The sequence below is a fragment of the Buttiauxella sp. 3AFRM03 genome, assembly GCF_003675305.1.
Taxonomy (GTDB): domain Bacteria; phylum Pseudomonadota; class Gammaproteobacteria; order Enterobacterales; family Enterobacteriaceae; genus Buttiauxella; species Buttiauxella ferragutiae.
Genome location: NZ_CP033076.1, coordinates 2,987,774 through 3,013,273 on the forward strand (window position 1 = coordinate 2,987,774; position 25,500 = coordinate 3,013,273).

The 25,500-nt window shown below is 50.4% G+C and carries 24 protein-coding genes; 16 read left to right on the forward strand and 8 right to left on the reverse strand.

What is annotated here, in order from left to right; all coding sequences use genetic code 11:
* Positions 1–150: 150 nt before the first annotated feature.
* Together D8682_RS15430 and mdtD are read left to right on the forward strand one after the other, a co-directional pair.
* Positions 151–849, forward strand: coding sequence for a FadR/GntR family transcriptional regulator (locus tag D8682_RS15430; protein WP_064541926.1), 699 nt, complete (start codon positions 151–153; stop codon positions 847–849).
* Between the two features lie 42 nt (positions 850–891).
* Positions 892–2,274, forward strand: a complete 1,383-nt coding sequence (gene mdtD / locus D8682_RS15435; protein ID WP_064541929.1) for a multidrug transporter subunit MdtD — start codon at positions 892–894, stop codon at positions 2,272–2,274.
* On the opposite strand, the gene rbsR is transcribed toward mdtD, so the two are convergent.
* The 7 genes from rbsR to kup form a co-directional block, all read right to left on the reverse strand.
* The gene (rbsR, locus tag D8682_RS15440; RefSeq protein WP_064541932.1) at positions 2,271–3,263 is read right to left on the reverse strand and encodes a ribose operon transcriptional repressor RbsR; all 993 of its coding nucleotides are present in this window, start codon (positions 3,261–3,263) and stop codon (positions 2,271–2,273) included. The two genes, mdtD and rbsR, sit on opposite strands and share 4 nt — an antisense overlap.
* 2 nt (positions 3,264–3,265) lie before the next feature.
* Entirely contained in the window at positions 3,266–4,195 is a 930-nt protein-coding gene (rbsK, locus tag D8682_RS15445; RefSeq protein ID WP_121814640.1) for a ribokinase, read from the reverse strand.
* 72 nt (positions 4,196–4,267) lie between these two features.
* Positions 4,268–5,155: a ribose ABC transporter substrate-binding protein RbsB gene (gene rbsB, locus D8682_RS15450; protein ID WP_064541938.1), complete on the reverse strand. Its 888-nt coding sequence runs from the start codon at positions 5,153–5,155 to the stop codon at positions 4,268–4,270.
* A 28-nt stretch (positions 5,156–5,183) separates the two neighbouring features.
* Complete coding sequence (rbsC, locus tag D8682_RS15455; protein WP_064541941.1) at positions 5,184–6,149, reverse strand: ribose ABC transporter permease; 966 nt, start codon at positions 6,147–6,149, stop codon at positions 5,184–5,186.
* Positions 6,146–7,660: a ribose ABC transporter ATP-binding protein RbsA gene (gene rbsA / locus D8682_RS15460; RefSeq protein WP_121814641.1), complete on the reverse strand. Its 1,515-nt coding sequence runs from the start codon at positions 7,658–7,660 to the stop codon at positions 6,146–6,148. The genes rbsC and rbsA overlap by 4 nt, the downstream gene beginning before the upstream one ends.
* A 7-nt stretch (positions 7,661–7,667) precedes the next feature.
* Positions 7,668–8,087, reverse strand: coding sequence for a D-ribose pyranase (gene rbsD / locus D8682_RS15465; RefSeq protein WP_064541947.1), 420 nt, complete (start codon positions 8,085–8,087; stop codon positions 7,668–7,670).
* Between the two features lie 194 nt (positions 8,088–8,281).
* On the reverse strand, positions 8,282–10,150 hold the full coding sequence (kup, locus tag D8682_RS15470) for a low affinity potassium transporter Kup (protein ID WP_064541950.1): 1,869 nt from the start codon (positions 10,148–10,150) through the stop codon (positions 8,282–8,284).
* Positions 10,151–10,364: 214 nt separating this feature from the next.
* Here kup and ravA point away from each other — a divergent pair, with 214 nt between their 5' ends.
* The gene (gene ravA, locus D8682_RS15475; protein ID WP_064542196.1) at positions 10,365–11,858 is read left to right on the forward strand and encodes an ATPase RavA; all 1,494 of its coding nucleotides are present in this window, start codon (positions 10,365–10,367) and stop codon (positions 11,856–11,858) included.
* Complete coding sequence (gene viaA, locus D8682_RS15480; protein ID WP_064541955.1) at positions 11,858–13,309, forward strand: ATPase RavA stimulator ViaA; 1,452 nt, start codon at positions 11,858–11,860, stop codon at positions 13,307–13,309. The genes ravA and viaA overlap by 1 nt, the downstream gene beginning before the upstream one ends.
* 3 nt (positions 13,310–13,312) lie before the next feature.
* Here the strand turns inward: viaA and asnA are convergent, their stop codons facing one another.
* Positions 13,313–14,305 carry an aspartate--ammonia ligase gene (asnA, locus tag D8682_RS15485; RefSeq protein ID WP_121814642.1) on the reverse strand — a complete coding sequence of 331 codons (993 nt, stop codon included), beginning with the start codon at positions 14,303–14,305 and terminating at the stop codon, positions 13,313–13,315.
* A gap of 156 nt (positions 14,306–14,461) precedes the next feature.
* Here asnA and asnC point away from each other — a divergent pair, with 156 nt between their 5' ends.
* The 12 genes from asnC to atpD all read left to right on the forward strand — a co-directional run bounded on the left by asnC (position 14,462) and on the right by atpD (position 25,485).
* The gene (asnC, locus tag D8682_RS15490; protein WP_034499887.1) at positions 14,462–14,920 is read left to right on the forward strand and encodes a transcriptional regulator AsnC; all 459 of its coding nucleotides are present in this window, start codon (positions 14,462–14,464) and stop codon (positions 14,918–14,920) included.
* A gap of 89 nt (positions 14,921–15,009) precedes the next feature.
* Positions 15,010–15,459: an FMN-binding protein MioC gene (gene mioC, locus D8682_RS15495; RefSeq protein WP_064541961.1), complete on the forward strand. Its 450-nt coding sequence runs from the start codon at positions 15,010–15,012 to the stop codon at positions 15,457–15,459.
* A 372-nt stretch (positions 15,460–15,831) separates the two neighbouring features.
* Entirely contained in the window at positions 15,832–17,721 is a 1,890-nt protein-coding gene (gene mnmG, locus D8682_RS15500) for a tRNA uridine-5-carboxymethylaminomethyl(34) synthesis enzyme MnmG (RefSeq protein WP_064541964.1), read from the forward strand.
* A gap of 66 nt (positions 17,722–17,787) precedes the next feature.
* The gene (rsmG, locus tag D8682_RS15505) at positions 17,788–18,411 is read left to right on the forward strand and encodes a 16S rRNA (guanine(527)-N(7))-methyltransferase RsmG (protein ID WP_064541966.1); all 624 of its coding nucleotides are present in this window, start codon (positions 17,788–17,790) and stop codon (positions 18,409–18,411) included.
* A gap of 619 nt (positions 18,412–19,030) precedes the next feature.
* Positions 19,031–19,411, forward strand: coding sequence for a F0F1 ATP synthase subunit I (gene atpI / locus D8682_RS15510; protein WP_064541969.1), 381 nt, complete (start codon positions 19,031–19,033; stop codon positions 19,409–19,411).
* Positions 19,412–19,419: 8 nt separating this feature from the next.
* Complete coding sequence (gene atpB, locus D8682_RS15515) at positions 19,420–20,238, forward strand: F0F1 ATP synthase subunit A (RefSeq protein ID WP_064541971.1); 819 nt, start codon at positions 19,420–19,422, stop codon at positions 20,236–20,238.
* Positions 20,239–20,286: 48 nt separating this feature from the next.
* Positions 20,287–20,526, forward strand: a complete 240-nt coding sequence (atpE, locus tag D8682_RS15520; RefSeq protein ID WP_000429386.1) for a F0F1 ATP synthase subunit C — start codon at positions 20,287–20,289, stop codon at positions 20,524–20,526.
* 61 nt (positions 20,527–20,587) lie between these two features.
* Positions 20,588–21,058, forward strand: coding sequence for a F0F1 ATP synthase subunit B (gene atpF / locus D8682_RS15525; RefSeq protein WP_034499875.1), 471 nt, complete (start codon positions 20,588–20,590; stop codon positions 21,056–21,058).
* A 14-nt stretch (positions 21,059–21,072) separates the two neighbouring features.
* On the forward strand, positions 21,073–21,606 hold the full coding sequence (gene atpH / locus D8682_RS15530; RefSeq protein WP_064541974.1) for a F0F1 ATP synthase subunit delta: 534 nt from the start codon (positions 21,073–21,075) through the stop codon (positions 21,604–21,606).
* Between the two features lie 12 nt (positions 21,607–21,618).
* A complete protein-coding gene (gene atpA, locus D8682_RS15535) occupies positions 21,619–23,160 on the forward strand; it encodes a F0F1 ATP synthase subunit alpha (RefSeq protein WP_064541978.1) in 1,542 nt (513 codons plus the stop codon).
* Between the two features lie 50 nt (positions 23,161–23,210).
* Positions 23,211–24,074 (forward strand): F0F1 ATP synthase subunit gamma, encoded by an 864-nt coding sequence (gene atpG, locus D8682_RS15540; RefSeq protein ID WP_064541981.1) that lies wholly within the window; start codon positions 23,211–23,213, stop codon positions 24,072–24,074.
* 28 nt (positions 24,075–24,102) lie between these two features.
* The gene (atpD, locus tag D8682_RS15545; protein ID WP_064541984.1) at positions 24,103–25,485 is read left to right on the forward strand and encodes a F0F1 ATP synthase subunit beta; all 1,383 of its coding nucleotides are present in this window, start codon (positions 24,103–24,105) and stop codon (positions 25,483–25,485) included.
* Positions 25,486–25,500: the final 15 nt, after the last annotated feature.

Genomic DNA, 25,500 nt, shown 5'->3' on the forward strand with positions numbered 1-25,500 from the left:
TGTTTATTGCAAAAAGATTACCAGACGTCTTTTTTTTCGCCAAAAGAACTACAAAAGCCAGCTAATACGGGATATTTGCTGTTTTAAACATCAGAAATGCAGACCAGATGGCATACTAGTAATAGAAACAAAGCTAAAGGAATTGCATTTATGTCTCTCTCTGCACAACAACTCGCCGCTCAAAAGAACCTTTCCTATGTTCTTGCGGAAAAACTAGCACAACGCATTCTCCGGGGTGAGTACGAAGCGGGCAGCATCTTGCCCGGTGAAATCGAATTGGGTGAGCTATTCGGTGTTAGTCGCACAGCGGTACGAGAGGCAGTAAAGACATTAACAGCTAAAGGAATGGTTCTCCCCCGCCCTCGTATTGGCACTCGCGTTATGCCTCGCAGCCACTGGAACTTCCTTGATAAGGAACTGCTCACCTGGTGGATGACAGAAGAGAACTTTAATGATGTGGTGGAATACTTCCTTGTTATGCGTAATAGCCTGGAACCACAAGCTTGTGCCATGGCCGCCATTAATGGAACTGAAGAACAAAAAGCTTTTCTCAACGAAATGATGGCAGAGATGGTTAAATTGAAAGGCGCATTTGATCGTCAACGCTGGATAGAAGTTGATATGGCCTATCACGAGCAAATCTATGCAATGAGTGGTAACCCATTCCTCTGTTCATTCGCTAACTTATTCCGTTCTATTTATTACAATTACTTTACTGCTATAACCGATAAAGAAGTTATCAAGCTCGATTTGCACCAGGCAATCGTTGATGCCATTACCCGGGGTGATAGCCAGGCCGCATTAGTCGCTGGTCAGGATCTATTGAAAGAACCCTTCGAACACGGGTAAAGTCTCACGTTCTCCTGAGTGCCTTAAAACATCAGGACAAAAATGACCAAAACAGCTCGCAGTATGGCCGGGTTACCGTGGATTGCGGCGATGGCTTTCTTTATGCAGGCGCTGGATGCCACAATTCTGAATACCGCGTTACCCGCAATTGCCCATAGCCTTGGCCGTTCGCCGCTGGCAATGCAATCCGCGATAATCAGCTACACCCTTACCGTTGCGATGTTGATTCCCGTCAGCGGTTGGCTGGCCGACCGCTTCGGAACACGACGCGTGTTCATGGTCGCAGTTTCCCTCTTTACTCTAGGCTCGTTCGCCTGCGCGATGTCCAGTTCACTCGGTGAATTGGTTGTCTTCCGCGTAATACAAGGGATTGGTGGTGCGATGATGATGCCGGTTGCCCGTTTAGCATTATTACGCGCCTATCCGCGCAGCGAATTACTGCCCGTTTTAAACTTCGTCACCATGCCAGGGCTTGTTGGCCCAATCCTCGGCCCATTGCTCGGCGGCGTTTTGGTCACATGGGCAAGCTGGCACTGGATTTTCCTCATTAATATACCTATCGGAATTCTCGGGCTTATCTATGCCCGTAAGTACATGCCAAACTTTACGACTCCACGGCGTGGCTTTGATATGACCGGCTTTCTTTTGTTTGGCTTGAGTCTGGTGTGCATTTCTAGCGGGATGGAGTTATTCGGCGAACGCATTGTTGCCAGTTACATCGGTATTCTGACGATATTAAGTGGGCTTGCTCTGCTGGCAGCTTATATCTGGCACGCACGTCGTCACCCAACACCGCTTATCGCTCTGCCGATGTTTCGCACCAGAACTTTCTCTGTAGGGATCATCGGTAATCTCGCGTCACGTCTGGGAACCGGTTGTGTACCGTTCCTGATGCCTTTAATGCTACAGGTCGGTTTTGGCTATTCGGCGTTAATCGCCGGCTGCATGATGGCACCAACGGCAATGGGTTCGCTGCTGGCGAAATCCACCGTGACACAAGTATTGCGTCGTCTGGGTTATCGGAAAACATTAGTGGGCATCACGCTGATCATTGGCTTACTGATTGGGCAATTCTCATTGCAGTCGCCGGGAATGGAAGTATGGCTGCTCATTTTGCCACTGTTTATTCTGGGGATGGCGATGTCTACACAATTCACCGCGATGAATACCATTACGCTTGCCGACCTCACCGATGAAAACGCCAGTAGCGGTAATAGCGTTCTGGCCGTAACCCAGCAGTTGGCAATTAGTCTTGGAGTCGCGGTGAGTGCCGCAGTGCTCAGGATCTATGAAGGTATCGACAGCATTAATACCGTCGAGCAGTTCCACTACACATTCCTGACGATGGGTGCTGTAACGTTAGTTTCGGCTCTGGTGTTCTTGCTGTTACGTCCGAAAGATGGGCGCAACATGATCAAACGTTAAACTGAACCGCGTTCCACCAGCTCTGGTGTCAGAAACAGACGTTGTTGTTCCAGGGCGGGTTGCGCCATGCGATGTATCAATACATCAACGGCCAACTCACCCAACTCATCTTTTGGTTGGTGGATAGTCGTGAGCGGTGGCGTCATATATCGGGCAAGTTCGATATCGTCATAACCGACTACCGCCATATCTTGTGGGACTTTAAGCCCTGCCTGATACAACGCGTGATAAGCCCCAACAGCCATTGCATCGTTGCCAGTAAAGACTGCATGCGGTGGCTCTTCGAGTGCAAGAAGTGAATTCATTGCCGTGAAGCCGCCCTGGAATTCAAAGTCGCCAATGATTTCGTAGCCTTCATGGACAGCAAGCCCTGCGCGATTCATTGCCTTTCTATAACCTTCAAGCCGCAACCGCGCTGGCGTTTTATCTTGTGGGCCTGTGATGCAAGCGATGCGGGTATAGCCATTATCGATAAGATGTTGAGTCGCCGTCTCACCGCCAAGCAGCGAGTTGTCCTGAATGACATCGCTTTCGCCTTCAAAAGGCGCCCAGTCCATCATCACAGTCGGAATAGAAGGGTAGCGACTCATAATTTCCGGTGAAGGAAGATGTGTTTCAGTGCACAACAGCAGCAAACCATCGACACGCTTTTGCAGCAGTGTTTCCAGGTTGCGGTTCATGCGCTGCTCATCGCCTTCGGTATTACACAACACCAGGCTGTATCCACGCTCAAAACAGCTCCGTTCAACCCCACGCACCAGCTCAGAATAAAACGGGTTACTACTGGCGGTGATTAACATCCCGATTGTGTGCGTTTGATTGAGCTTGAGGCTACGCGCCAGAGCGGAAGGTGCATAGTTGAGCGTTTTGATTGCAGCATCGACCTTTGCGCGAATGGCATCACTCACGAAACGGTCGTTATTAATGACGTGCGAAACGGTGGAAGTCGAAACCCCGGCCATTTTTGCGACGTCTTTCATGGTGGCCATGATTATCCTTGCTGCTGCAAAAAATCGTCTATTTCATTACGCCACGGCACAGAAGGCTGCGCACCTTTACGCGTCACGGCGATAGCGGCGGCGGCATGAGCAAAACGAATCGCATCAGCCATCGGTTTATCTTCCAGCAATGCGGTGACCAGCGCGCCGTTAAAGGTGTCGCCTGCGGCAATGGTATCCACCGCTTTGACCTTAAAGCCAGCAACGCGCTGCCCTTTACCGCTCTCACTCAGCCAAACACCACGGCTACCGAGCGTAATAATGACGGTTTCAATGCCTTTCGCATGCAGTGCCTGAGCGGCAACCGCAGCGTCGTCGTCATTTTCGACACGAATACCGGTGAGCTTTTCTGCCTCGGTTTCGTTCGGGGTGATCATATCCACCAGCCCGAGCAATTCATCAGATAGCTCACAGGCAGGCGCAGGATTAAGCACAACTTTGGTTTGATGTTGATGGGCAATTTTAGCCGCAGCCAGCACGCTTTGCAGCGGTGACTCAAGCTGCATTAAAAGCACGGAAGCCTCAGCGATTTTCTGATTCTGTTCCGCCACAAGCGCAGGCGTTAATGCCCCATTAGCCCCGGCATGAATGCCAATAACGTTTTCACCAGCGCTATTGACGAAAATTAGCGCAACACCGGTTGAAGCATCTTTAATAGTGCTGATCGGCGAGGTGTCGATGTTGTCACTTGCCAGTTGTTTGCAAACGCGACTACCCGTGTCGTCGCTACCTACACAGGCAATAAAGGCAATGTCTGCGCCGCTGCGCCCGGCTGCAACAGCCTGGTTCGCACCCTTTCCACCGAACGCCACCTGATACTCTTGCCCGGTCACGGTTTCACCCGGCGTCGGAAAATGTTCGAGGTTAAGGATATGGTCAGCGTTAATGCTGCCCAGGACGACGAGCTTGCCTTTAGTTTTCATATTTATCAGTCCAGTTAAGTGCGCCACCCCAGATTAGTGAGTGGCGCGATGCCCTGCTTTTCTTATGTCGTCTTATTTAGTAACCAGCTTCAGTTCAACCGGGATTTTGGAGTCGACTTTTTCGCCTTTCAATACTTTGTCGGCAGTTTCTACCCCGATAACGCCAATCTGGTCAGCCATCTGTGCAACGGTCGCACCCAGTTTGCCGCTTTCTACTGCTTTCACACCGTCAGCGGTACCGTCGAAGCCCACCACCAGAACGTCGGATTTACCGGCAGTTTGCAGTGCGCGCAATGCGCCCAACGCCATTTCGTCATTCTGAGCAAATACTGCCTGCACGTCTGGATGCGCAGTCAGCAAGTTCTGCATCACGTTCAGGCCTTTAGTTCGGTCGAAGTCAGCAGGCTGGCTCGCCAGAACAGTGAATTTGTGGGCAGCTGTCGCTTGTTTGAAGCCTTCGCCACGTTCACGCGCAGCAGATGCACCCGCGATACCTTGCAGTTCGATAACTTTCGCACCTTCACCCAGTTTCTTAGCAATGAAGTCACCGGCCATTTTGCCACCAGCCACGTTATCAGAAGCAATGTGGCTGACCACGGTGCCCTGGTTTGCCATACGGTCGAGGGTAATCACAGGGATTTTAGCCTGGTTGGCCATTTTCACCGCGTTGCCTACCGCATCGGAATCGGTTGGGTTGATAAGCATCAGTTTGGTACCGCGAACCGTCAGATCCTGCACGTTTGCCAGCTCTTTCGCCGGGTTGTTTTGCGAATCCAGCACGATCAGGTTGTAGCCCAGTTTGTCGGCTTCTTTTTGTGCGCCGTCCTTCAGTGAAACGAAGAACGGGTTATTCAGCGTGGAGACCACCAGCGCGATGGTGTCTTTGGCCATTGCGTTGGCGCTAACGGTGGCACTCAGTGCAACAGCAGAAACCAGGGTAGCCAGCTTTTTCATATTCATATTCAGATGTCCTGTAGGGTTATGATTGTTACTGCTTTTTGTTGTCCACCAGCACCGCCAGTAAAATAACCACTGCTTTGACGATCATCTGGTAATAAGAAGAAACACCTAATAAATTCAGCCCGTTGTTCAGGAAGCCTAAGATCAGCGCACCAATCAGCGTCCCAACAATACGCCCTTTCCCGCCAGCAAGGCTTGTGCCGCCCAGAACCACCGCCGCGATAGCATCCAGCTCATAGCCGGTACCCGCCGTGGGTTGTGCGGAAGAAAGACGCGCCACTTCGATGATCCCAGCCAAAGACGCCAGCAGACCGCAAAGTGAGTAAACGATAATTTTGACTTTGTTAACGCTGATACCGGACAAACGCGTCGCCGCTTCGTTGCCGCCCAGGGCATAGATATAACGGCCCAAACGCGTGTGGTGCAGCATGTACCACGCCGCGAGGAACACAACGCCCATAATCCACACCGGCGTAGGAATCCCCAGCGGACGGCCAATACCAAACCAGCCAAACACATCAGCGTTGTCAGAGAATCCGGTATTTACTGGGCTACCGTTGGTGTAAACCATGGTGACGCCGCGCAGTAAAAGCATCATCACCAGCGTGGCGATAAACGCCTGAACGCGCCCTTTGGCGACAATCACACCGGTTACTGCACCAATTGCGGCACCGAGTGCCAGCGCACCTGCAACCGCCACCAGTGCATTCACTTCTAAACCGACAATCGAGGCGGCGACCGCACCAGTCAGCGCCAGTAAGGAACCGACGGACAGGTCAATCCCGGAAGTCAGAATAACCAGCGTCATCCCCACCGCCATAATGGCGTTCACTGAGGTTTGTTGCAGGATATTGAACAGGTTATTAACCGTGAAAAAGTTCGGGCTCAGGCTCGAAACAATCGCAATCAGCACCAGCAGAGCGATAAGGGATTTTTGTTCTAACAGCCACGCTTTAGTGAACCAGCGACGGCCAGGAATAGCTTGGGTACTCATTTTACAGACTCCTGATTCACGCGATTTAGCTTGCCGACGGCTGCCGCCATTAAGATTTCCTGAGTCGCCTCTTCACGGGTAAATTCCCCGCCGAGATGCCCCTCGTGCATCACCATGATTCGGTCACTCATGCCGAGCACTTCCGGCATTTCGGACGAAACAAGAATGATGCTCAACCCATCGGCTTTGAACTGATTGATTAACTGATAAATTTCTTTTTTCGCCCCAACGTCTACGCCACGCGTCGGCTCATCAAGAATTAATACTTTCGGGCGTGTCATCAGGCCACGGGCTATGGCGACCTTTTGTTGGTTGCCGCCAGAAAGCAGGCCAATCGGCTGTTCCATTGATGGCGTTTTGACGTTGAACAAACGGATAAAGTCCTGCACCGCTTGCTGTTCATCTTTATGTTTCAGGCTGCCGCCGTTATGGCTGAAATAACGCAATGCGGTGAGTGACATGTTCTCTTTAACCGACATGCCGAGCACCAGCCCGTCACGCTTACGGTCTTCAGAGATATACACAATGCCATTTGCCAGCCCATCCTGCGGCGAACGCGTCACCACTTCGCGGCCTTCAAGTGCCACATAACCGCCAGTACGCGGCAATGCGCCATACAACACTTTCATGAGTTCGGTGCGACCCGCGCCCATCAAACCGGCAACACCGAGAATCTCACCTTTGCGCAAAGTAAAACTGACGTCATGTACGCCAGGTCCGGAAAGGTTATCGACCCGCAAAAGGATTTCGCCAGGTTGTTTATCCAGACGAGGATATTGCTCTTCCAGTTTGCGCCCGACCATCATTTCGATAAGCGAATCTTCGGTCAGCGTTACCACTTCACGCTCGGCAATGAACTGTCCATCGCGGAAGACGGTCACGTCATCGCAAATATCGAAGATCTCTTTCATGCGGTGGGAAATATAGACAATGCCGCGCCCCTGAGCTTTCAGCTCGCGGATCACGCGGAATAAAGAGTCAGTTTCGGTATCGGTTAGCGCATCGGTCGGTTCATCCATCACGATGACTTTTGACTCGAAGCTCAGCACCTTGGCGATTTCGACCATTTGCTGATCGCCAATCGACAAATCACCCACCAGCTTCTGGCTGTTAAAGCGCAGGTTGAGCTTAGCGAGTAATTTATCGGCCTCGGCATACATCGTTTTCCAGTCGATTTTGCCGAAGCGGTTAACAAATTCGCGGCCCAGGAAGATGTTTTCCGCAATGCTGAGCTGCGGGATCAGGTTGAGTTCCTGGTGAATAATACCGATGCCCGCTTCCTGTGAGGATTTAGGGCCATTAAAAGTGGTTTCTTTGCCCAGCCATAACAGCGAACCCGCATCACGCTGATAGATGCCAGTCAGCACTTTCATCATGGTGGATTTGCCTGCGCCGTTTTCACCCACCAGCGCCATCACGCGCCCTGTGTACACATTCAGCGCTGCACCAGAAAGGGCTTTTACGCCAGGGAACGATTTATCGATCCCTTTTAATTGCAGTAACGGTTCCATGCCGGCCTCAGAAAGTTACGCCAGCACAGAGAATGATATTCGCATACGGGGAACACTCCCCGCTGCGAATAACCGCATGACTATCAGCGGTGTGCTGCTTGAACTGCTCATGACTGATGTAACGAATAGAAATGGTGTTTCCCTGGTGTTGTTGCAGTTGCTCGATGTGCTTGAGCAACGTTTCATGGAGTTGGGGATTATGTTGTTTAATTTCCGAAGCTAAGATCGCAGCTTCAACCTGCATCTCTTGCGTTACGACTTCAACGACCTGCATAAAACCCGGTACGCCGTGAGTCAGTGCCAAATCAATACGCGGTGTATTGCGTGGAATGGGCAACCCGGCATCGGCAATCACCAGCGTGTCGGTGTGGCCAAGACGGGAAATAACGGACGAGATGTCAGCGTTGAGAACAGTACCTTTCTTCATTTTCTTACTCCACTAGCGAAACGTTTCGCTGAGATGAAGTGTAGGAAAAGGTGTGTGGATAAAACAACCATGAAGTTATGAAAATGTGATCGCTATCGAAACGTTTCGCTGACTTGTTTCACGACGAGGCAAATGAGAGCGCGCACAATCAAACAGGTAAAAAAAACGCCCCTTCAATTGAAGAGGCGTTAGCTTTATATCTCGACCTGAGTACCCAATTCAATGACCCTGTTTGGCGGGATTTCGAATTGGTCCGGCGCGCGCAAGGCGTTGCGTTGCAGCGCGAGGAACAGTTTGCCACGCAGGCGCAGATACCATGGGCGTTTACCGATGATCAGTGACTCATGCGACATAAAGAACGATGTCTCCATCATTCGGCAACTTAGCCCTTCCAGGCCACAGCGGTGGAATACCTCTTCCACGTTTGGCGTTTCACGCCAGCCGTAGCTTGCCACCACTCGCCAGAAGGTTGGCGAAAGCTGTTCAATCGAAACACGCTTCACGTTATGAACGTATGGCGCATCTTCGGTTCGCAATGTCAGCAACACTACGCGCTCATGCAACACTTTGTTGTGCTTGAGGTTATGCAGCATCGCAAATGGAATCACGTTCAATGCACGGGACATATAAACCGCAGTCCCAGGCACACGTACCGGCGGTGATTTCTCCAGAGAAGCAATCATCGCTTCCAGTGAATTTCCGTGCTCATGCATACGACGCAACAGGCGGAAACGCTCGCTTTTCCAGGTCGTCATAATGATAAACATCACCAACGCCAGACATAGTGGCAACCAACCACCAGAGAAAATCTTAACGGCATTGGCAGAGAACAGCGGAATGTCGATAAACAGGAACCCAGCGCCCATCAGCAATACCCCAATCTTATTCCAGTGCCAGTTTTTGCGTGCCACGGTACAAGAAAGGATTGAGGTCAACACCATGGTGCCGGTGACCGCAATACCATATGCCGCCGCCAGGTTGCTCGAATGCTCGAAGCTAACAATCACAATCACCACAGAGATATAGAGGAGCCAGTTAATCGCTGGCACATAAATCTGCCCGGATTCCATTTCCGAGGTGTGGATGATGCGCATTGGCGACAAGTAACCGAGACGCACAGCCTGGCGAGTCAACGAGAACACCCCCGAGATCACCGCCTGAGAGGCAATAACCGTCGCCAATGTTGCCAGAATCATCAGCGGGATCAGCGCCCAGTCTGGTGCTAATAAGAAGAACGGGTTTTTTATCGCTTCAGGCGTTTTCAGCAGCAATGCACCCTGACCGAAGTAGTTCAGAACCAGTGACGGCAGAACCACGGAGAACCACGCAATACGAATCGGGAACTTACCGAAGTGGCCCATATCCGCGTACAGCGCTTCAACGCCAGTAATAGAAAGAACCACTGCGCCAAGAGCAAAGAACGAAACGGTTTTGTATTCGAGGAAGAAATGCACCGCCCATGCCGGATTCAGTGCCTGAAGCACTTCCGGGTTAGCGATAATGCTGCGCGCACCTAATACCGCCAGCACCAGGAACCACAGCAACATCACGGGAGCAAACAATTTGCCCACCATGCCGGTACCGTGTTTCTGAATCATAAACAGCAGTGTCAGGACAATTATCGACAGCGGAACGATATAGGCGTCAAGCTGCGGCGCGGCTATCTCAAGCCCTTCAATGGCCGACATCACCGATATTGCCGGAGTGATAACCACCTCACCATAGAAGAAGCTGCCACCGATCAATCCCATGATCACCAGCACCGACGTCATTCTTGCCGATGTATTACGGCCAGCCAAAGACATTAGCGTCAAAATACCGCCTTCACCGGCGTTATCTGCACGCATCACAAAGGTCAGGTATTTAACCGAAACGACTAAAATCAGCAGCCAGAAAATCAGAGATAAAAAGCCAAATACGGCGTCACGTTCAACACCAAATCCAAATTGACCAGACAGACATTCTCGAAGGGTATAAAGCGGGCTAGTACCGATATCGCCGTACACTACCCCAATTGCAGCCAGCGTTATCGCAGGCAATGATTGTTTATTATCAGCGCTCATAGACTAATCTTTTGTTGGAATCCCGAAAGCGTGTGCTTAGTCCCTTGGCCCACAAAAAGGCGCACAGTATGCACGATAATCAAGTAAATCGTACCCCTAAATACAACTGGCTTAATTTATGTCAGGGAAAAAAGAGCCGATCATCAATCCATTAACGATAATATATACTCGCTTTCCCAATCAGTGGTCACCGCGTAAGGATGCAATGCTAATTATGGCTCAATCACATTTATTGGCTGAAAGAATTTCACGACTCAGCCAGGCTCTGGAAAAAGGATTGTTTGAACGCCAACACGCGGTGCGCCTTTGCTTACTGGCAGCACTTAGCGGTGAAAGCGTGTTCTTGCTTGGCCCTCCGGGGATTGCCAAAAGTTTAATTGCCCGCCGTTTGAAGTTTGCGTTTCAGCACGCGCGCGCCTTTGAATACCTGATGACTCGCTTTTCCACCCCTGAAGAAGTATTTGGGCCATTATCGATTCAGGCTTTAAAAGATGAAGGCCGCTATGAGCGTTTGACTGCCGGTTATCTGCCAGAAGCGGAAATCGTGTTTCTCGATGAAATCTGGAAAGCCGGCCCCGCCATTCTCAATACCCTGCTAACTGCCATAAACGAACGTCGTTTCCGCAATGGCGCGAGCGAAGACAAAATCCCCATGCGTTTGCTGGTAGCGGCATCCAATGAACTGCCCGAAGCAGACAGCAGCCTGGAAGCATTGTATGACCGTATGCTGATCCGTCTGTGGCTCGACAAAGTGCAGGACAAAGGCAATTTCCGTTCCATGCTCACCAGTCAGCATGATGAGAACCACAACCCGGTTCCGGAAAACCTGCAAATCACCGACGACGAGTATTTCCAGTGGCAGCAAGAAATTGGCACCGTGGCGTTGCCAGATAATGTATTTGAGCTGATATTCACCTTGCGCCAGCAACTCGAGAACGCTGCAGGCGCACCTTATGTTTCTGATCGACGCTGGAAAAAAGCCATTCGCCTGCTGCAAGCCAGCGCCTTCTTTAGTGGCCGCAATGCCGTCGCACCGATTGATTTGATCCTGCTTAAAGATTGCCTGTGGCATGACTCTGCTGCGATGAATTTGATGCAGCAACAGCTTGAAATATTGATGACCGGACACGCATGGCAGCAGAATTCAATGCTGGCTAAATTGGCAGCCATCGTACAGCGCCGCATTCAGTTGCAACAACAGCATAGCGACCGCGAAGCCATCACTGTGACCAAACAAGGTGGGATGTTCACTCGCCGCCCGCAGTACCAGCTACCAGAAAACCTTACCGGCGAAACGCTGACGTTGCTGCTTCAGCAACCGCTAAAACTGCACGACATCGAAGTTGTCCACGTGTCTATTTCCCGTGAAGCCTGTGCGCAATGGCTAATAAAAGGTGGAGAACTGCGTGGCAAACTCAATGGCATCGGTTTTGCCCAGGTACTGAATATGGAAGTCGACTCCAGCCAGCATCTGGTTCTGCGCGACATTAGCCTGCAAGGCACACGGCTGGTGATGCCGGGTAAACAGCAACAAGCGATGCCAGAGGAGATCAAACAACAATTCGAAGCCCTGGAAGCTACCCTCCACCAACAACATGAACGTTTTAACGATCAACAAAAATGCCTGTTTATCAATAATGAATGGCTAGGAAAAATAGAAGCCAGCCTACAAGAAGTTGCAAAACAAATTAAGCAGGCGCGGCATTAATGCTCAGTGTTGAGACACTGGATCTCATCCTCGCGATTAGCGAGGGAGAATTAATAGAAGAGATCATTATTACGCTGCTGGCTGGACCGCAGTTAGCCATGTTCTTTGAGAAATTCCCACGCCTGAAAAACGCCGTAACCAAAGATATCCCACGCTGGCGCGAGTTACTAAAAGCGCGCTTGCAGGACACTTTAGTGCCGCAAGAACTGGCTCGCGAAGTCATCTGCTATCAGGAAAGCCAGTTACTTTCTACCAGCCAGTTATCCGCAAAACTTCCCGAAATTTTACTTCTGCTGAAAAGTGTCGATTCACCATTTTACGGACAGGCACAAACGCTGGTGGAGGAAATGCCGCACCTGACAGCCGCGCAACATACGCTGTTTCTGCAACGCTGGCGCTTGAGTCTGGTGGTTCAGACCACATCGTTTAACCAACAGTTGCTGGAAGACGAGCGTGAACAACTGCTCGCGGAAGTGCAACAGCGCCTGGCACTCAGCGGTCAGCTTGAACCTGTTCTGGTCGACAGCGATAACGCTGCGGGCAGGCTTTGGGATATGAGTGCCGGAGCGCTGAAACGCGGGGATTATCAGCTCATCGTCCAGTACGGTGATTTTCTTGCCAGCCAGCCGGAATTACTGAAACTGGCTGAGCAACTTGGGCGCTCTAAAGAAGCGAAAGCGGTGCCGAGAAAAGATGCGCCGACTGAGACCTGGCGCATGCTGGTGCGTGAGCCCGCCACCGTTCCTGAACAGGTTGATGGCCTACAGCGTAGCGATGACATTTTGCGTTTGCTGCCACCGGAGTTAGCCACGCTGGGCATCAGTGAACTGGAATTCGAGTTCTACCGTCGGCTGGTGGAAAAACAATTGCTGACTTACCGATTGCATGGCGACTCATGGCGCGAGAAAGTCGTTGAACGCCCTGTTGTTCACCAGAAATTTGATGAACAGCCGCGCGGACCGTTTATTGTTTGCGTTGATACGTCCGGTTCAATGGGTGGTTTTAACGAACAATGCGCCAAAGCTTTTTGCCTGGCACTGATGCGCGTGGCGCTGGCAGATAACCGCCGCTGTTTCATCATGCTGTTTTCCAGCGAAGTGGTGCGTTATGAAGTGTGTGGCGCAGATGGCATAGAACAGGCGATCCGTTTTCTGAGCCAGCGTTTCCGTGGCGGCACGGATCTCGCCAGCTGTTTCCGGGCGATCGCAGAAAAAATGCAGGGCAGTGAATGGCATGATGCCGATGCGGTGGTCATTTCTGACTTTATCGCGCAGCGCCTGCCTGACGAGGTGGTGGCGCAGGTAAAGGATCTCCAGCGTATTCATCAACATCGTTTCCATGCAGTGGCGATGTCGACACACGGCAAACCCGGCATCATGCGCATTTTCGATCATATCTGGCGCTTTGATACCGGGATGCGTAGCCGCCTGCTGCGTCGCTGGCGGCGTTAATCTTTACAGCAGTGACGCAACCTTCGCGTGGATTTCAGAAGGCCATACACCGCACTGAACCTGGCCGATGTGCGGCTGTTGCAGCATCAGCATGACTAAACGAGATTGACCAATACCACCGCCAATAGTTTGCGGCATTTTGCCTTTCAGCAGCGACTGATGCCACTCGAGTTGCAAACGATCGTCATTACCGGTGACTGCCAGCTGGCGTTTTAGCGTTTCAGCATCCACGCGGATCCCCATAGAAGACAGCTCAAATGCGTCTTCCAGAAGCGGGTTCCACACCATAATGTCGCCGTTCAAGCCTTTGAAATCGCCCAGGCTTGCCGTTGACCAGTCATCATAATCTGGCGCACGAACATCATGACGTTTGCCATCCGCCAGCTTACCGCCAATACCAATCAGGAAAACTGCGCCCAGCTCTTTGGCAATCGCACGTTCGCGGCCTTTGGCATCAAGGCTCGGGAAACGCTGCTGTAATTCTTCGCTATGAACAAAATGGATTTGTTCAGGCAGGAAAGGGGTCAAACCGTACTGTTCGCTCACTGCGGCTTCCGTAGCTTTCATTGCCTCCCAGATGCTTTCTACAGTTTGCTTTAGTGTTCCGAGATGACGCTCTCCTTCGCCCATAACGCGCTCCCAATCCCACTGATCGACATACACAGAGTGGATCGGGGTCAAACGGTCTTCATCGGGACGAAGGGCTTTCATGTGCGTGTAAAGCCCTTCGCCCGCGCTGAAGTCATGCTGGCCGAGTGTTTTTCTTTTCCATTTAGCCAGCGAATGCACCACTTCAAACTGCGCTTCAGGCAAAGTTTTCACCTTAACCTGTACCGCTTTTTCGCAACCAGACAGATTGTCCTGAGTCCCGTCACCCACGCGGCTAAGAATCGGAGCCTGGACTTCCATAAGACCAAGCTTTTCTTCCAGTTGACGGGAGAAGTGGGACTTAACAAAACTAATCTGGCGTTGTTTAGCGATGTAGGCAGTTTTCATGGCTTTCTCTTTATTGTGTTGTTTTACTGACGATGATTAAGCAACAAACACGGCATAACATTCAATAATCAACAATAAAAAAGCCTTACTGGTTTTCAATCGACTAATTTAAGGCTATAAAATCTGAACTATCGTTACTAATCATAGGAAAAAGTGATGGATAATTATCAGATCGACAATCTCGATCGCGGCATTCTTGACGCATTAATGGCAAATGCCCGTACCGCGTATGCAGAACTGGCTAAGCAATTCGGTGTTAGCCCAGGCACAATCCATGTGCGTGTCGAGAAAATGAAACAGGCTGGGATTATTACTGGCGCACGCATTGATATCAGCCCAAAACAGCTGGGTTACGACGTTTGCTGCTTTATCGGCATCATTTTAAAGAGTGCAAAAGATTATCCTTCTGCGCTGGCAAAACTGGAAAGCCTGGAAGAAGTCACTGAGGCGTACTACACAACGGGGCACTACAGCATCTTTATTAAGGTGATGTGTCGATCTATAGATGCCCTTCAACAGGTACTTATCAACAAGATCCAAACAATTGATGAAATTCAGTCCACTGAAACGCTGATCTCCCTCCAGAACCCGATCATGCGTACCATCAAGCCCTAAGCGTTATTTTTAATACCCATATTATCCACAGGTAGATCGCAGGCGTTACACAGCGTACAATGCCCATCGTTTCGAAAAGGTGGACAGCAATGACAGAAGTTACTCTGATTAGCGGCAGTACCCTGGGCAGTGCCGAATATGTGGCTGAACATCTGGCTGAAAAGCTCGATGAAGCGGGTTTTAGTACTCAAACGCTGCATGGGCCATTGTTAGAAGATCTGCAAACCAGTGGAATTTGGCTGATTGTCTCTTCTACTCATGGAGCAGGAGATCTTCCTGATAATCTGCAACCTCTGTTTGACGCTATAAATGAAGAACGCCCGGATCTGAGTGCCCTTCATTATGGTGCAGTCGGGATTGGTAGTCGTGAATACGACACTTTTTGCGGCGCGATCGAGAAACTCGACACCCTTTTGACCGAGTGCGGAGCTAAAAGAATTGGCTCTTTACTGAAAGTGAACATCCTTGATCACGATATTCCTGAAGATCCAGCCGAGATTTGGGTCGGATCATGGAAGAATTTACTCCAGGATTTGTAAAGATCTCACTTTTATCTGTGTATAAGTATGCTTAAAACCTTGGGTTAAGCAGTAGTTATCCCAATAACAACTCCTGTTCACTTTTTGAGTTGTGCATAAGTACCCGTTTTGATCCCAGCTTATACTGCGTAGGATCACCGATCATTCACAGCTAACGATCCTTCTTAATCGCTTGATCTCTTTACCATAAAAGCGCTTATCCACAGAACATGCCGATCCTAATAAGAGATCATAATAAAGAGATCTTTAAATAAAAAAGATCTTCTTTTAATTACCGGGTATCCCAAGGCTTTCTCGAAAGGCTAAAGTTAAGTAGAATCGCCAACCCCGGGAATCAGTCATCCCCCATTTGCAAAACCGTGAGGCAGTACCATGTTTTATCCAGATCCTTTTGACGTCATCATCATTGGCGGGGGTCATGCAGGCACCGAGGCTGCAATGGCCGCTGCACGGATGGGCCAACAAACCCTTCTTTTGACTCACAATATCGACACGTTAGGGCAAATGTCTTGCAACCCAGCGATCGGTGGTATTGGCAAGGGACATCTGGTTAAAGAAGTGGACGCTTTAGGCGGTTTGATGGCAAAAGCTATCGACCATGCAGGCATCCAGTTTAGGATACTAAACGCGAGCAAAGGCCCCGCAGTTCGGGCTACTCGTGCTCAGGCTGACCGTGTGCTGTACCGTCAGGCGGTACGCACTGCGCTGGAAAACCAGCCCAATCTGATGATCTTCCAGCAAGCTGTTGAGGATCTGATTGTCGAGAACGATCGTGTCGTTGGTGCTGTGACGCAAATGGGCCTGAAGTTCCGCGCTAAATCCGTGGTACTGACCGTAGGTACTTTCCTGGATGGCAAAATTCATATCGGGTTGGATAACTACAGCGGTGGCCGTGCTGGTGATCCACCGTCCATTTCGCTTTCACGCCGTCTGCGTGAATTACCACTGCGTGTCAGCCGCCTGAAAACAGGCACTCCTCCACGCATCGATGCACGCACCATAGATTTCAGCGTACTTGCGAAACAGCATGGCGATAACCCGATGCCGGTGTTCTCGTTCATGGGGAATGTGAACCAGCATCCTGCGCAAGTACCGTGTTACATCACGCATACCAACGAAAAAACACACGATGTTATTCGTAATAACCTCGATCGCAGCCCGATGTACGCAGGCGTTATCGAAGGGATCGGGCCACGTTACTGCCCATCAATCGAAGACAAAGTGATGCGTTTTGCTGACCGTAACCAGCATCAAATCTTCCTTGAGCCTGAAGGGCTAACCAGCAACGAAATTTACCCGAACGGTATCTCCACCAGCCTGCCGTTTGATGTCCAGATGCAGATCGTCCGTTCGATGGAAGGTATGGAAAACGCGAAGATCGTGCGTCCTGGCTATGCTATCGAATATGACTTCTTCGATCCTCGCGATCTGAAACCGACACTGGAAAGCAAATATATTCAGGGTCTGTTCTTTGCTGGCCAAATCAACGGTACTACCGGCTACGAAGAAGCCGCAGCACAAGGTTTGCTGGCGGGTCTTAACGCCGCACGCTTCTCGGCTGAGAAAGAGGGTTGGGCACCTGCACGCTCCCAAGCTTACCTTGGCGTACTGGTTGACGATCTTTGCACCCTCGGAACCAAAGAACCGTACCGCATGTTTACCTCACGTGCCGAATATCGTTTGATGCTGCGTGAAGACAACGCCGATCTGCGTTTAACCGCTGTTGGCCGTGAAATGGGCCTGGTGGACGATGCTCGTTGGGCACGCTTCAACGAAAAGCTGGAGAGCATCGAGCTCGAACGCCAACGTCTGAAAGACATCTGGCTGCACCCGCATTCTGAAAGTGTCGAAGAAGTGAACGCCAAGCTGAGCGCACCATTGTCGCGTGAAGCAAATGGCGAAGATCTGCTGCGTCGCCCAGAAATGACCTATGCTGAGATGATGCAATTGTCCGTCTTTGCACCTGGCCTTGAAGATCCACAATCCGCAGAGCAGGTAGAAATTCAGGTCAAATACGAAGGCTACATCGCTCGTCAGCAAGAAGAGATTGAAAAACAACAACGTAACGAAAACACGTTGTTGCCTGCAACGCTTGATTATCGGCAGGTAAGTGGTCTTTCTAACGAAGTGATCGCCAAGCTTAATGATCATAAGCCTGTATCAATTGGACAGGCATCGCGTATTTCAGGGGTCACCCCGGCTGCGATTTCGATCTTGCTTGTCTGGCTAAAGAAACAAGGCTTGCTACGCCGTAGCGCCTGAGAACATATTTCAGGGCCGGGATATCCTGGCCTTTTTTTTGACAGATTTTGATGGATACAGACTGCCGTGCTTAACAAACTGAATCGCCTGCTGAAAAGCGCGGGTATCACGTTACCAGAAAACCAGAAAGTACAGCTGGTAGGGTATGTTGAATTGCTCCACAAGTGGAACAAAGCATATAACCTGACTTCAGTACGTAACCCAGATGACATGTTGGTGCGCCATATTCTCGACAGCATTGTTGTCGAACCGTATTTGCAGGGATCGCGTTTTATCGACGTCGGTACTGGGCCGGGTTTACCGGGTATTCCACTGGCGATTGTACGTCCTGATGCGCATTTTACGCTGCTTGATAGCCTGGGTAAGCGTGTACGCTTCTTACGCCAGGTTCAGCATGAGCTGCATCTTGAAAACATCACGCCGGTGCAAAGTCGTGTGGAAGAGTTCCCTGCACAACCGCCATTTGATGGCGTCATCAGCCGTGCTTTTGCTTCTATGACGGACATGGTGACCTGGTGTAAGCATCTGCCAGCGGAGAATGGTTGCTTCTACGCTCTAAAGGGTTTACGCCCTGATGATGAGATTGCAACCTTGCCTGAGAACTTTAGCGTTGAAGAAGTTATTCGTTTGCAGGTTCCGGAGCTTGATGGTGAACGACATTTGGTGATGATTAAGGCAAACAAAACTTAATATTTATCAAAAAAAGGTGAGAAAGGATTGTTTCGTGAACGTTAAAAATACAAGGGAAAATGGCTGACACCCCTGGTTACATTTAACGATATTTTAACTTTATCGCCCCTGTTTTTTAACTAGCTATCTATTATCGAGCTTAAAAATAGTTAACATTGAAAATATAACCGTGCTAATTGTTTTGTGAATTTTTTACTTAGCCTAATGTTAAAAGCTTAATAAAAATGTCAATGAAATGTTTTTGCAGTGTTTCAGGTTGTTTTAAATAGACTAGACTGTAATCAGCTTATTTATCAGACATCTGTGTTTCGCACTTTAAGAGACAGACAAATGTCCAGAGCATATGACATGTTCGATTTGTGATCTGGTGCACGCTTTATTCTATGGGTATTTCGGTTATTTGCAGTTTTCAGGAAAATAACCGCTATTCAGCAAAAGTTGAAAAATAACGGTACAGGAAAATATTTAAACATTTGTTCACCTTTTTGCTACTTATTGTTTGAAATCACGGGGCCGCACCGTATAATTTGCTCGCTTTTTGAGGCTTGACTCGGAGTCGTAAAGGAAGTTTTATACGACACGCGACATACCCCGAAGGGAGCAGGAGTTAGGATACGCCATGTCTGTGTCGCTATTGAGTAGAAACGTTGCTCGTAAGCTTCTGTTCCTTCAGCTACTAGCAGTGATAGCAATTGGATTGCTGTTTTGCCTCAAAGACCCCGCGTGGGGTGCTTCTGCTTTCGGCGGAGGCCTGGCAGCCTGGTTGCCAAATGCAGTGTTTATGAATTTCGCCTGGCGTCACCAGGTGCATACACCGTCTAAAGGCCGTTTGGCCTGGACCTTCGCTATCGGCGAAGTGTTAAAGGTGATTGCGAGCTTTACCATACTGGTGGTGGCGTTAGCTGGTTTTAAGGCGGTATTGTTGCCGCTTATTGTGACGTGGGTTTCGGTGCTGGTTGTGCAGATACTCGCACCAGCTGTAATTAACAACAAAGGGTAAGAGGCATCATGTCTGCAGGAGAAATCTCTACACCGCAGGAGTATATAGGCCACCATCTGAATAACCTTCAGTTGGACCTGCGTACTTTCTCGCTGGTGGATCCGCATAACCCCCCGGCCACCTTCTGGACGCTCAATATTGACTCCATGTTCTTCTCCGTGGTTCTGGGTTTCTTGTTCCTGGTGTTATTCCGCAAAGTAGCTAAAAATGCTACCAGTGGTGTCCCAGGGAAATTCCAGACAGCAGTTGAGTTGATCATCGGTTTTGTTAATAGCAGTGTCAAAGACATGTACCATGGCAAAAGCAAGGTCATCGCACCGCTAGCCTTGACTGTCTTTGTCTGGGTATTCCTGATGAACTTGATGGACCTGCTGCCAATCGATTTCTTGCCGTATATCGGCGAGCACATCTTTGGCCTGCCAGCCCTGCGTGTGGTGCCGTCTGCGGACGTGAATATCACCCTGTCTATGGCGCTGGGCGTGTTTATCCTGATTCTTTTCTACAGCATCAAAATGAAAGGCATTGGCGGCTTCACGAAAGAGCTGACGCTGCAGCCGTTCAATCACTGGGCATTTATTCCTTTCAACTTAATCCTTGAAGGTGTAAGCCTGCTGTCCAAGCCTATCTCACTTGGTCTGCGACTGTTCGGCAACATGTATGCCGGTGAATTGATTTTCATTCTGATTGCTGGTCTGTTGCCGTGGTGGTCACAGTGGATTCTGAGTGTGCCTTGGGCCATTTTCCACATCCTGATCATTACGCTGCAAGCCTTCATTTTCATGGTTCTGACGATTGTCTATCTGTCGATGGCATCTGAAGAGCATTGATTTTACTTACCACTACTGCGTTTTAACTGAAACAAACTGGAGACTGTCATGGAAAACCTGAATATGGATCTGCTGTACATGGCTGCCGCTGTGATGATGGGTCTGGCGGCAATCGGTGCTGCGATCGGTATCGGCATCCTCGGGGGAAAATTCCTGGAAGGCGCAGCGCGTCAACCTGATCTGATTCCTTTGCTGCGTACTCAGTTCTTTATCGTTATGGGTCTGGTGGATGCTATCCCGATGATCGCTGTTGGTCTGGGTCTGTACGTGATGTTCGCCGTCGCGTAGTAAGCATTGCTTAACATATCAAGCAATATCAGAACGTTAACTAACAAAGAGGCATTGTGCTGTGAATCTTAACGCAACAATCCTCGGCCAGGCCATCGCGTTTGTCCTGTTTGTTCTGTTCTGCATGAAGTACGTATGGCCGCCAATCATGGCTGCCATCGAGAAGCGTCAACAAGAAATTGCTGACGGTCTCTCTTCTGCAGAACGTGCCAAAAAGGACCTTGACCTTGCACAGGCCAACGCGACCGACCAGCTGAAAAAAGCCAAAGCGGAAGCTCAGGTGATTATTGAGCAAGCGAACAAACGCCGCTCACAGATCCTTGAAGAAGCTAAAACCGAGGCAGAGCAGGAACGTGACAAAATCGTTGCACAGGCTCAGGCAGAAATCGACGCTGAGCGTAAACGCGCTCGTGAAGAACTGCGTAAGCAAGTGGCTCTGCTGGCAATTGCCGGTGCCGAGAAGATCATTGAACGTTCCGTGGATGAAGCTGCTAACAGCGACATCGTTGATAAACTGGTCGCTGAACTGTAAGGAGGGAGGGGCTGATGTCTGAATTTGTAACTGTAGCTCGCCCCTACGCCAAAGCAGCTTTTGACTTTGCCGTCGAACACCAAGGCATTGATAACTGGCAGTCTATGCTAGCTTTCGCTGCTGAGGTGTCTAAAAACGAACAAATGACAGAGCTACTCTCCGGCGCTTTAGCCCCGGAAACGCTCTCTCAGTCGTTTATCTCTATTTGTGGTGACCAGTTAGACGCCAACGGCCAGAACCTGATTAAGGTGATGGCTGAAAACGGTCGTTTGAAGGTTCTTCCTGATGTTCTAGAGCAATTCGTTCAACTGCGTGCAGCCCGCGAGGCTACGGTTGAAGTCGAAGTGACTTCTGCCAGCGCGTTAAACGAAGCCCAGCTTTCGAAAATCAGCGCCGCGATGGAAAAACGTCTGTCACGCAAAGTTAAGCTGAATTGCAAAATTGATAAGTCTGTAATGGCAGGTGTCATCATCCGTGCGGGTGATATGGTCATTGATGGTAGCGTACGCGGCCGTCTTGATCGCCTGACAGACGTCTTGCAGTCTTAAGGGGACTGGAGCATGCAACTGAATTCCACCGAAATCAGCGAACTGATCAAGCAGCGCATTGCTCAGTTCAGTGTTGTGAGCGAGGCTCACAACGAAGGTACAATCGTTTCTGTAAGTGACGGTATCATCCGCGTACACGGCCTGGCCGATGTAATGCAGGGTGAGATGATTTCCCTTCCGGGAAACCGTTACGCCATTGCACTAAACCTTGAGCGCGACTCTGTAGGTGCGGTAGTAATGGGTCCGTACGCTGACCTTGCCGAAGGCATGAAAGTTAAGTGTACTGGCCGTATTCTTGAAGTACCAGTTGGCCGTGGCCTGCTGGGTCGCGTGGTGAACACCCTGGGTGCGCCAATCGACGGTAAAGGTCCTCTGGACCACGACGGCTTTGCTGCTGTTGAAGCGATTGCTCCGGGCGTAATCGAGCGTCAATCGGTAGACCAACCAGTTCAGACTGGTTATAAGTCTGTTGATGCCATGATTCCAATCGGCCGTGGTCAGCGTGAGCTGGTCATCGGTGACCGTCAGACTGGTAAAACAGCGCTGGCGATCGATGCCATCATCAACCAACGTGATTCCGGCATCAAATGTATCTACGTTGCTATCGGCCAGAAAGCATCCACTATTTCTAACGTGGTTCGCAAACTGGAAGAACACGGCGCACTGGCTAACACCATCGTGGTGGTTGCTACTGCTTCTGAATCCGCTGCACTGCAATACCTGGCTCCGTATGCTGGTTGCGCAATGGGCGAATACTTCCGTGACCGCGGTGAAGATGCACTGATCGTATACGATGACCTGTCTAAACAGGCTGTTGCGTACCGCCAGATCTCCCTGCTGCTTCGTCGTCCACCAGGTCGTGAAGCATTCCCAGGCGACGTGTTCTACCTCCACTCCCGTCTGCTGGAACGTGCTGCGCGTGTTAACGCCGAGTACGTTGAAGCATTCACCAAAGGTGAAGTGAAAGGTAAAACCGGTTCCCTGACTGCTCTGCCGATTATCGAAACTCAAGCTGGCGACGTTTCCGCGTTCGTTCCGACCAACGTAATTTCTATTACCGATGGTCAGATCTTCCTGGAATCCAACCTGTTTAACGCCGGTATTCGTCCTGCGGTTAACCCGGGTATCTCCGTATCGCGTGTTGGTGGTGCTGCTCAGACCAAGATCATGAAAAAACTGTCCGGTGGTATCCGTACCGCTCTGGCACAGTATCGTGAACTGGCTGCGTTCTCTCAGTTTGCATCTGACCTTGACGACGCGACCCGTAAGCAGCTGAATCACGGTCAAAAAGTGACCGAGCTTCTGAAGCAGAAACAATATGCGCCGATGTCTGTTGCGCAGCAGTCTCTGGTTCTGTTCGCTGCTGAACGTGGTTACCTCGAAGATGTGGAACTGGCTAAAATCGGTAGCTTCGAAGCCGCTCTGATGGCTTACGTTGACCGTGACCATGCTCCACTGATGCAAGAAATCAACCAATCTGGTGGCTATAACGACGAAATCGAAGGCAAGCTGAAAGGCATCCTCGATTCCTTCAAAGCAACTCAGTCCTGGTAAAGTCTGGCGGCTTGTCTTAGGGCAAGCCGCAAGGCATTGAGGAGAAGCTCATGGCCGGCGCAAAAGAGATACGTAGTAAGATCGCAAGCGTCCAGAACACGCAGAAGATCACCAAAGCAATGGAAATGGTCGCCGCGTCCAAAATGCGTAAATCGCAGGAACGCATGGCTGCCAGCCGTCCTTACGCAACAACAATGCGTAAAGTGATTGGCCACCTTGCTCTGGGTAATCTTGAATACAAACACCCTTACCTGGATGAACGCGAAATCAAACGCGTGGGCTACCTGGTGGTGTCCACTGACCGTGGTCTGTGTGGTGGCTTGAACACTAACCTGTTCAAAAAGCTGCTGGCTGACATGAAAGAGTGGTCCGATAAAGGCGTTCAAAGCGAAATCGCAATGATCGGCTCCAAAGGCGTCTCTTTCTTCAACTCTGTAGGCGGCAATATTGTTGCCCAAGTGACAGGTATGGGTGATTTCCCTTCCGTGTCCGAGTTGATTGGCCCGGTGAAAGTGATGTTGCAGGCCTACGATGAAGGCCGTCTGGACAAGCTGTATGTTGTCAGCAACAAATTTATTAACACAATGTCTCAGGTTCCTACCCTCACCCAACTGCTGCCGTTACCGCCAGCAGAAGACGGTGAGTTGAAGAAGAAATCCTGGGATTATCTGTATGAACCTGATCCTAAAGCGCTGCTGGACACCTTGCTGCGCCGTTATGTGGAATCTCAGGTTTATCAGGGCGTCGTAGAAAACCTGGCCAGCGAGCAGGCCGCACGAATGGTGGCGATGAAAGCCGCTACCGACAATGGCGGCAGCCTGATTAAAGAGCTGCAGTTGGTTTACAACAAAGCTCGTCAGGCCAGCATTACTCAGGAACTCACCGAAATCGTCGGTGGCGCTTCCGCGGTATAACCAGGTTTACGTATTTAGAGGATTCGAGATGGCTACTGGAAAGATTATCCAGGTAATCGGCGCCGTGGTGGACGTCGAGTTCCCTCAGGATGCCGTACCAAAAGTGTACGACGCCCTTGAGGTTACAAATGGTAAAGAACGTCTGGTGCTGGAAGTTCAGCAACAGCTGGGTGGTGGCGTAGTTCGTACTATCGCCATGGGTACTTCTGACGGCCTGCGTCGCGGTCTGGAAGTGACTAACCTCGATCACCCAATTGAAGTGCCGGTAGGTAAAGCGACTCTGGGCCGTATCATGAACGTCCTGGGCGAGCCTATCGACATGAAAGGCGATATCGGCGAAGAAGAGCGTTGGGCTATTCACCGTGCTGCACCAAGCTACGAAGAACTGTCTAGCTCCCAGGATCTGCTGGAAACCGGCATCAAAGTAATGGACCTGATTTGTCCGTTCGCTAAGGGCGGTAAAGTCGGTCTGTTCGGTGGTGCGGGTGTAGGTAAAACTGTAAACATGATGGAGCTTATTCGTAACATCGCGATTGAGCACTCCGGTTACTCTGTGTTTGCAGGCGTGGGTGAGCGTACTCGTGAGGGTAACGACTTCTACCACGAAATGACCGACTCCAACGTTCTGGACAAAGTATCACTGGTTTATGGCCAGATGAACGAACCACCAGGTAACCGTCTGCGCGTAGCACTGACCGGTCTGACCATGGCGGAGAAGTTCCGTGACGAAGGTCGTGACGTTCTGCTGTTCGTTGATAACATTTACCGTTATACCCTGGCCGGTACAGAAGTATCTGCACTGCTGGGTCGTATGCCATCTGCGGTAGGTTACCAGCCAACTCTGGCAGAAGAGATGGGTGTTTTGCAGGAGCGTATTACCTCCACCAAAACTGGCTCAATCACTTCTGTTCAAGCGGTATACGTACCTGCGGATGACTTGACTGACCCATCTCCAGCCACCACCTTTGCGCACTTGGATGCAACCGTGGTACTGAGCCGTAACATCGCGTCTCTGGGTATCTACCCTGCGGTAGATCCACTGGATTCCACCAGCCGTCAGTTAGATCCACTGGTTGTTGGCCAGGAACACTACGACACCGCGCGTGGCGTGCAGTCAATCCTGCAACGTTACCAGGAACTGAAAGATATCATCGCCATTCTTGGTATGGATGAACTTTCTGAAGAAGATAAATTGGTTGTAGCACGTGCGCGTAAGATTCAGCGCTTCCTGTCTCAGCCATTCTTCGTAGCAGAAGTCTTTACCGGTTCTCCGGGCAAGTTCGTATCGCTGAAAGATACTATCCGTGGCTTTAAAGGCATCATGGACGGCGAGTACGACCATCTGCCAGAGCAGGCGTTCTACATGGTTGGTACTATCGACGAAGCTGTTGAGAAAGCCAAAAAACTTTAACGCCTTAATCGGAGG

Bases quoted from the DNA above. Each gene is read 5' to 3' on its own strand.
- asnC (WP_034499887.1), top strand. From the start codon at position 14,462: ATGGATAATTATCAGATCGACAATCTCGATCGCGGCATTCTTGACGCA.
- atpG (WP_064541981.1), top strand. From the start codon at position 23,211: ATGGCCGGCGCAAAAGAGATACGTAGTAAGATCGCAAGCGTCCAGAAC.
- rbsB (WP_064541938.1), bottom strand. From the start codon at position 5,155: ATGAATATGAAAAAGCTGGCTACCCTGGTTTCTGCTGTTGCACTGAGT.
- rbsA (WP_121814641.1), bottom strand. From the start codon at position 7,660: ATGGAACCGTTACTGCAATTAAAAGGGATCGATAAATCGTTCCCTGGC.
- ravA (WP_064542196.1), top strand. From the start codon at position 10,365: ATGGCTCAATCACATTTATTGGCTGAAAGAATTTCACGACTCAGCCAG.
- atpD (WP_064541984.1), top strand. From the start codon at position 24,103: ATGGCTACTGGAAAGATTATCCAGGTAATCGGCGCCGTGGTGGACGTC.
- kup (WP_064541950.1), bottom strand. From the start codon at position 10,150: ATGAGCGCTGATAATAAACAATCATTGCCTGCGATAACGCTGGCTGCA.
- viaA (WP_064541955.1), top strand. From the start codon at position 11,858: ATGCTCAGTGTTGAGACACTGGATCTCATCCTCGCGATTAGCGAGGGA.
- mnmG (WP_064541964.1), top strand. From the start codon at position 15,832: ATGTTTTATCCAGATCCTTTTGACGTCATCATCATTGGCGGGGGTCAT.
- mioC (WP_064541961.1), top strand. From the start codon at position 15,010: ATGACAGAAGTTACTCTGATTAGCGGCAGTACCCTGGGCAGTGCCGAA.
- mdtD (WP_064541929.1), top strand. From the start codon at position 892: ATGACCAAAACAGCTCGCAGTATGGCCGGGTTACCGTGGATTGCGGCG.
- atpI (WP_064541969.1), top strand. From the start codon at position 19,031: ATGTCTGTGTCGCTATTGAGTAGAAACGTTGCTCGTAAGCTTCTGTTC.
- rbsC (WP_064541941.1), bottom strand. From the start codon at position 6,149: ATGAGTACCCAAGCTATTCCTGGCCGTCGCTGGTTCACTAAAGCGTGG.
- atpH (WP_064541974.1), top strand. From the start codon at position 21,073: ATGTCTGAATTTGTAACTGTAGCTCGCCCCTACGCCAAAGCAGCTTTT.
- rbsR (WP_064541932.1), bottom strand. From the start codon at position 3,263: ATGGCCACCATGAAAGACGTCGCAAAAATGGCCGGGGTTTCGACTTCC.
- D8682_RS15430 (WP_064541926.1), top strand. From the start codon at position 151: ATGTCTCTCTCTGCACAACAACTCGCCGCTCAAAAGAACCTTTCCTAT.
- atpE (WP_000429386.1), top strand. From the start codon at position 20,287: ATGGAAAACCTGAATATGGATCTGCTGTACATGGCTGCCGCTGTGATG.
- atpA (WP_064541978.1), top strand. From the start codon at position 21,619: ATGCAACTGAATTCCACCGAAATCAGCGAACTGATCAAGCAGCGCATT.
- asnA (WP_121814642.1), bottom strand. From the start codon at position 14,305: ATGAAAACTGCCTACATCGCTAAACAACGCCAGATTAGTTTTGTTAAG.
- atpB (WP_064541971.1), top strand. From the start codon at position 19,420: ATGTCTGCAGGAGAAATCTCTACACCGCAGGAGTATATAGGCCACCAT.
- rbsD (WP_064541947.1), bottom strand. From the start codon at position 8,087: ATGAAGAAAGGTACTGTTCTCAACGCTGACATCTCGTCCGTTATTTCC.
- rbsK (WP_121814640.1), bottom strand. From the start codon at position 4,195: ATGAAAACTAAAGGCAAGCTCGTCGTCCTGGGCAGCATTAACGCTGAC.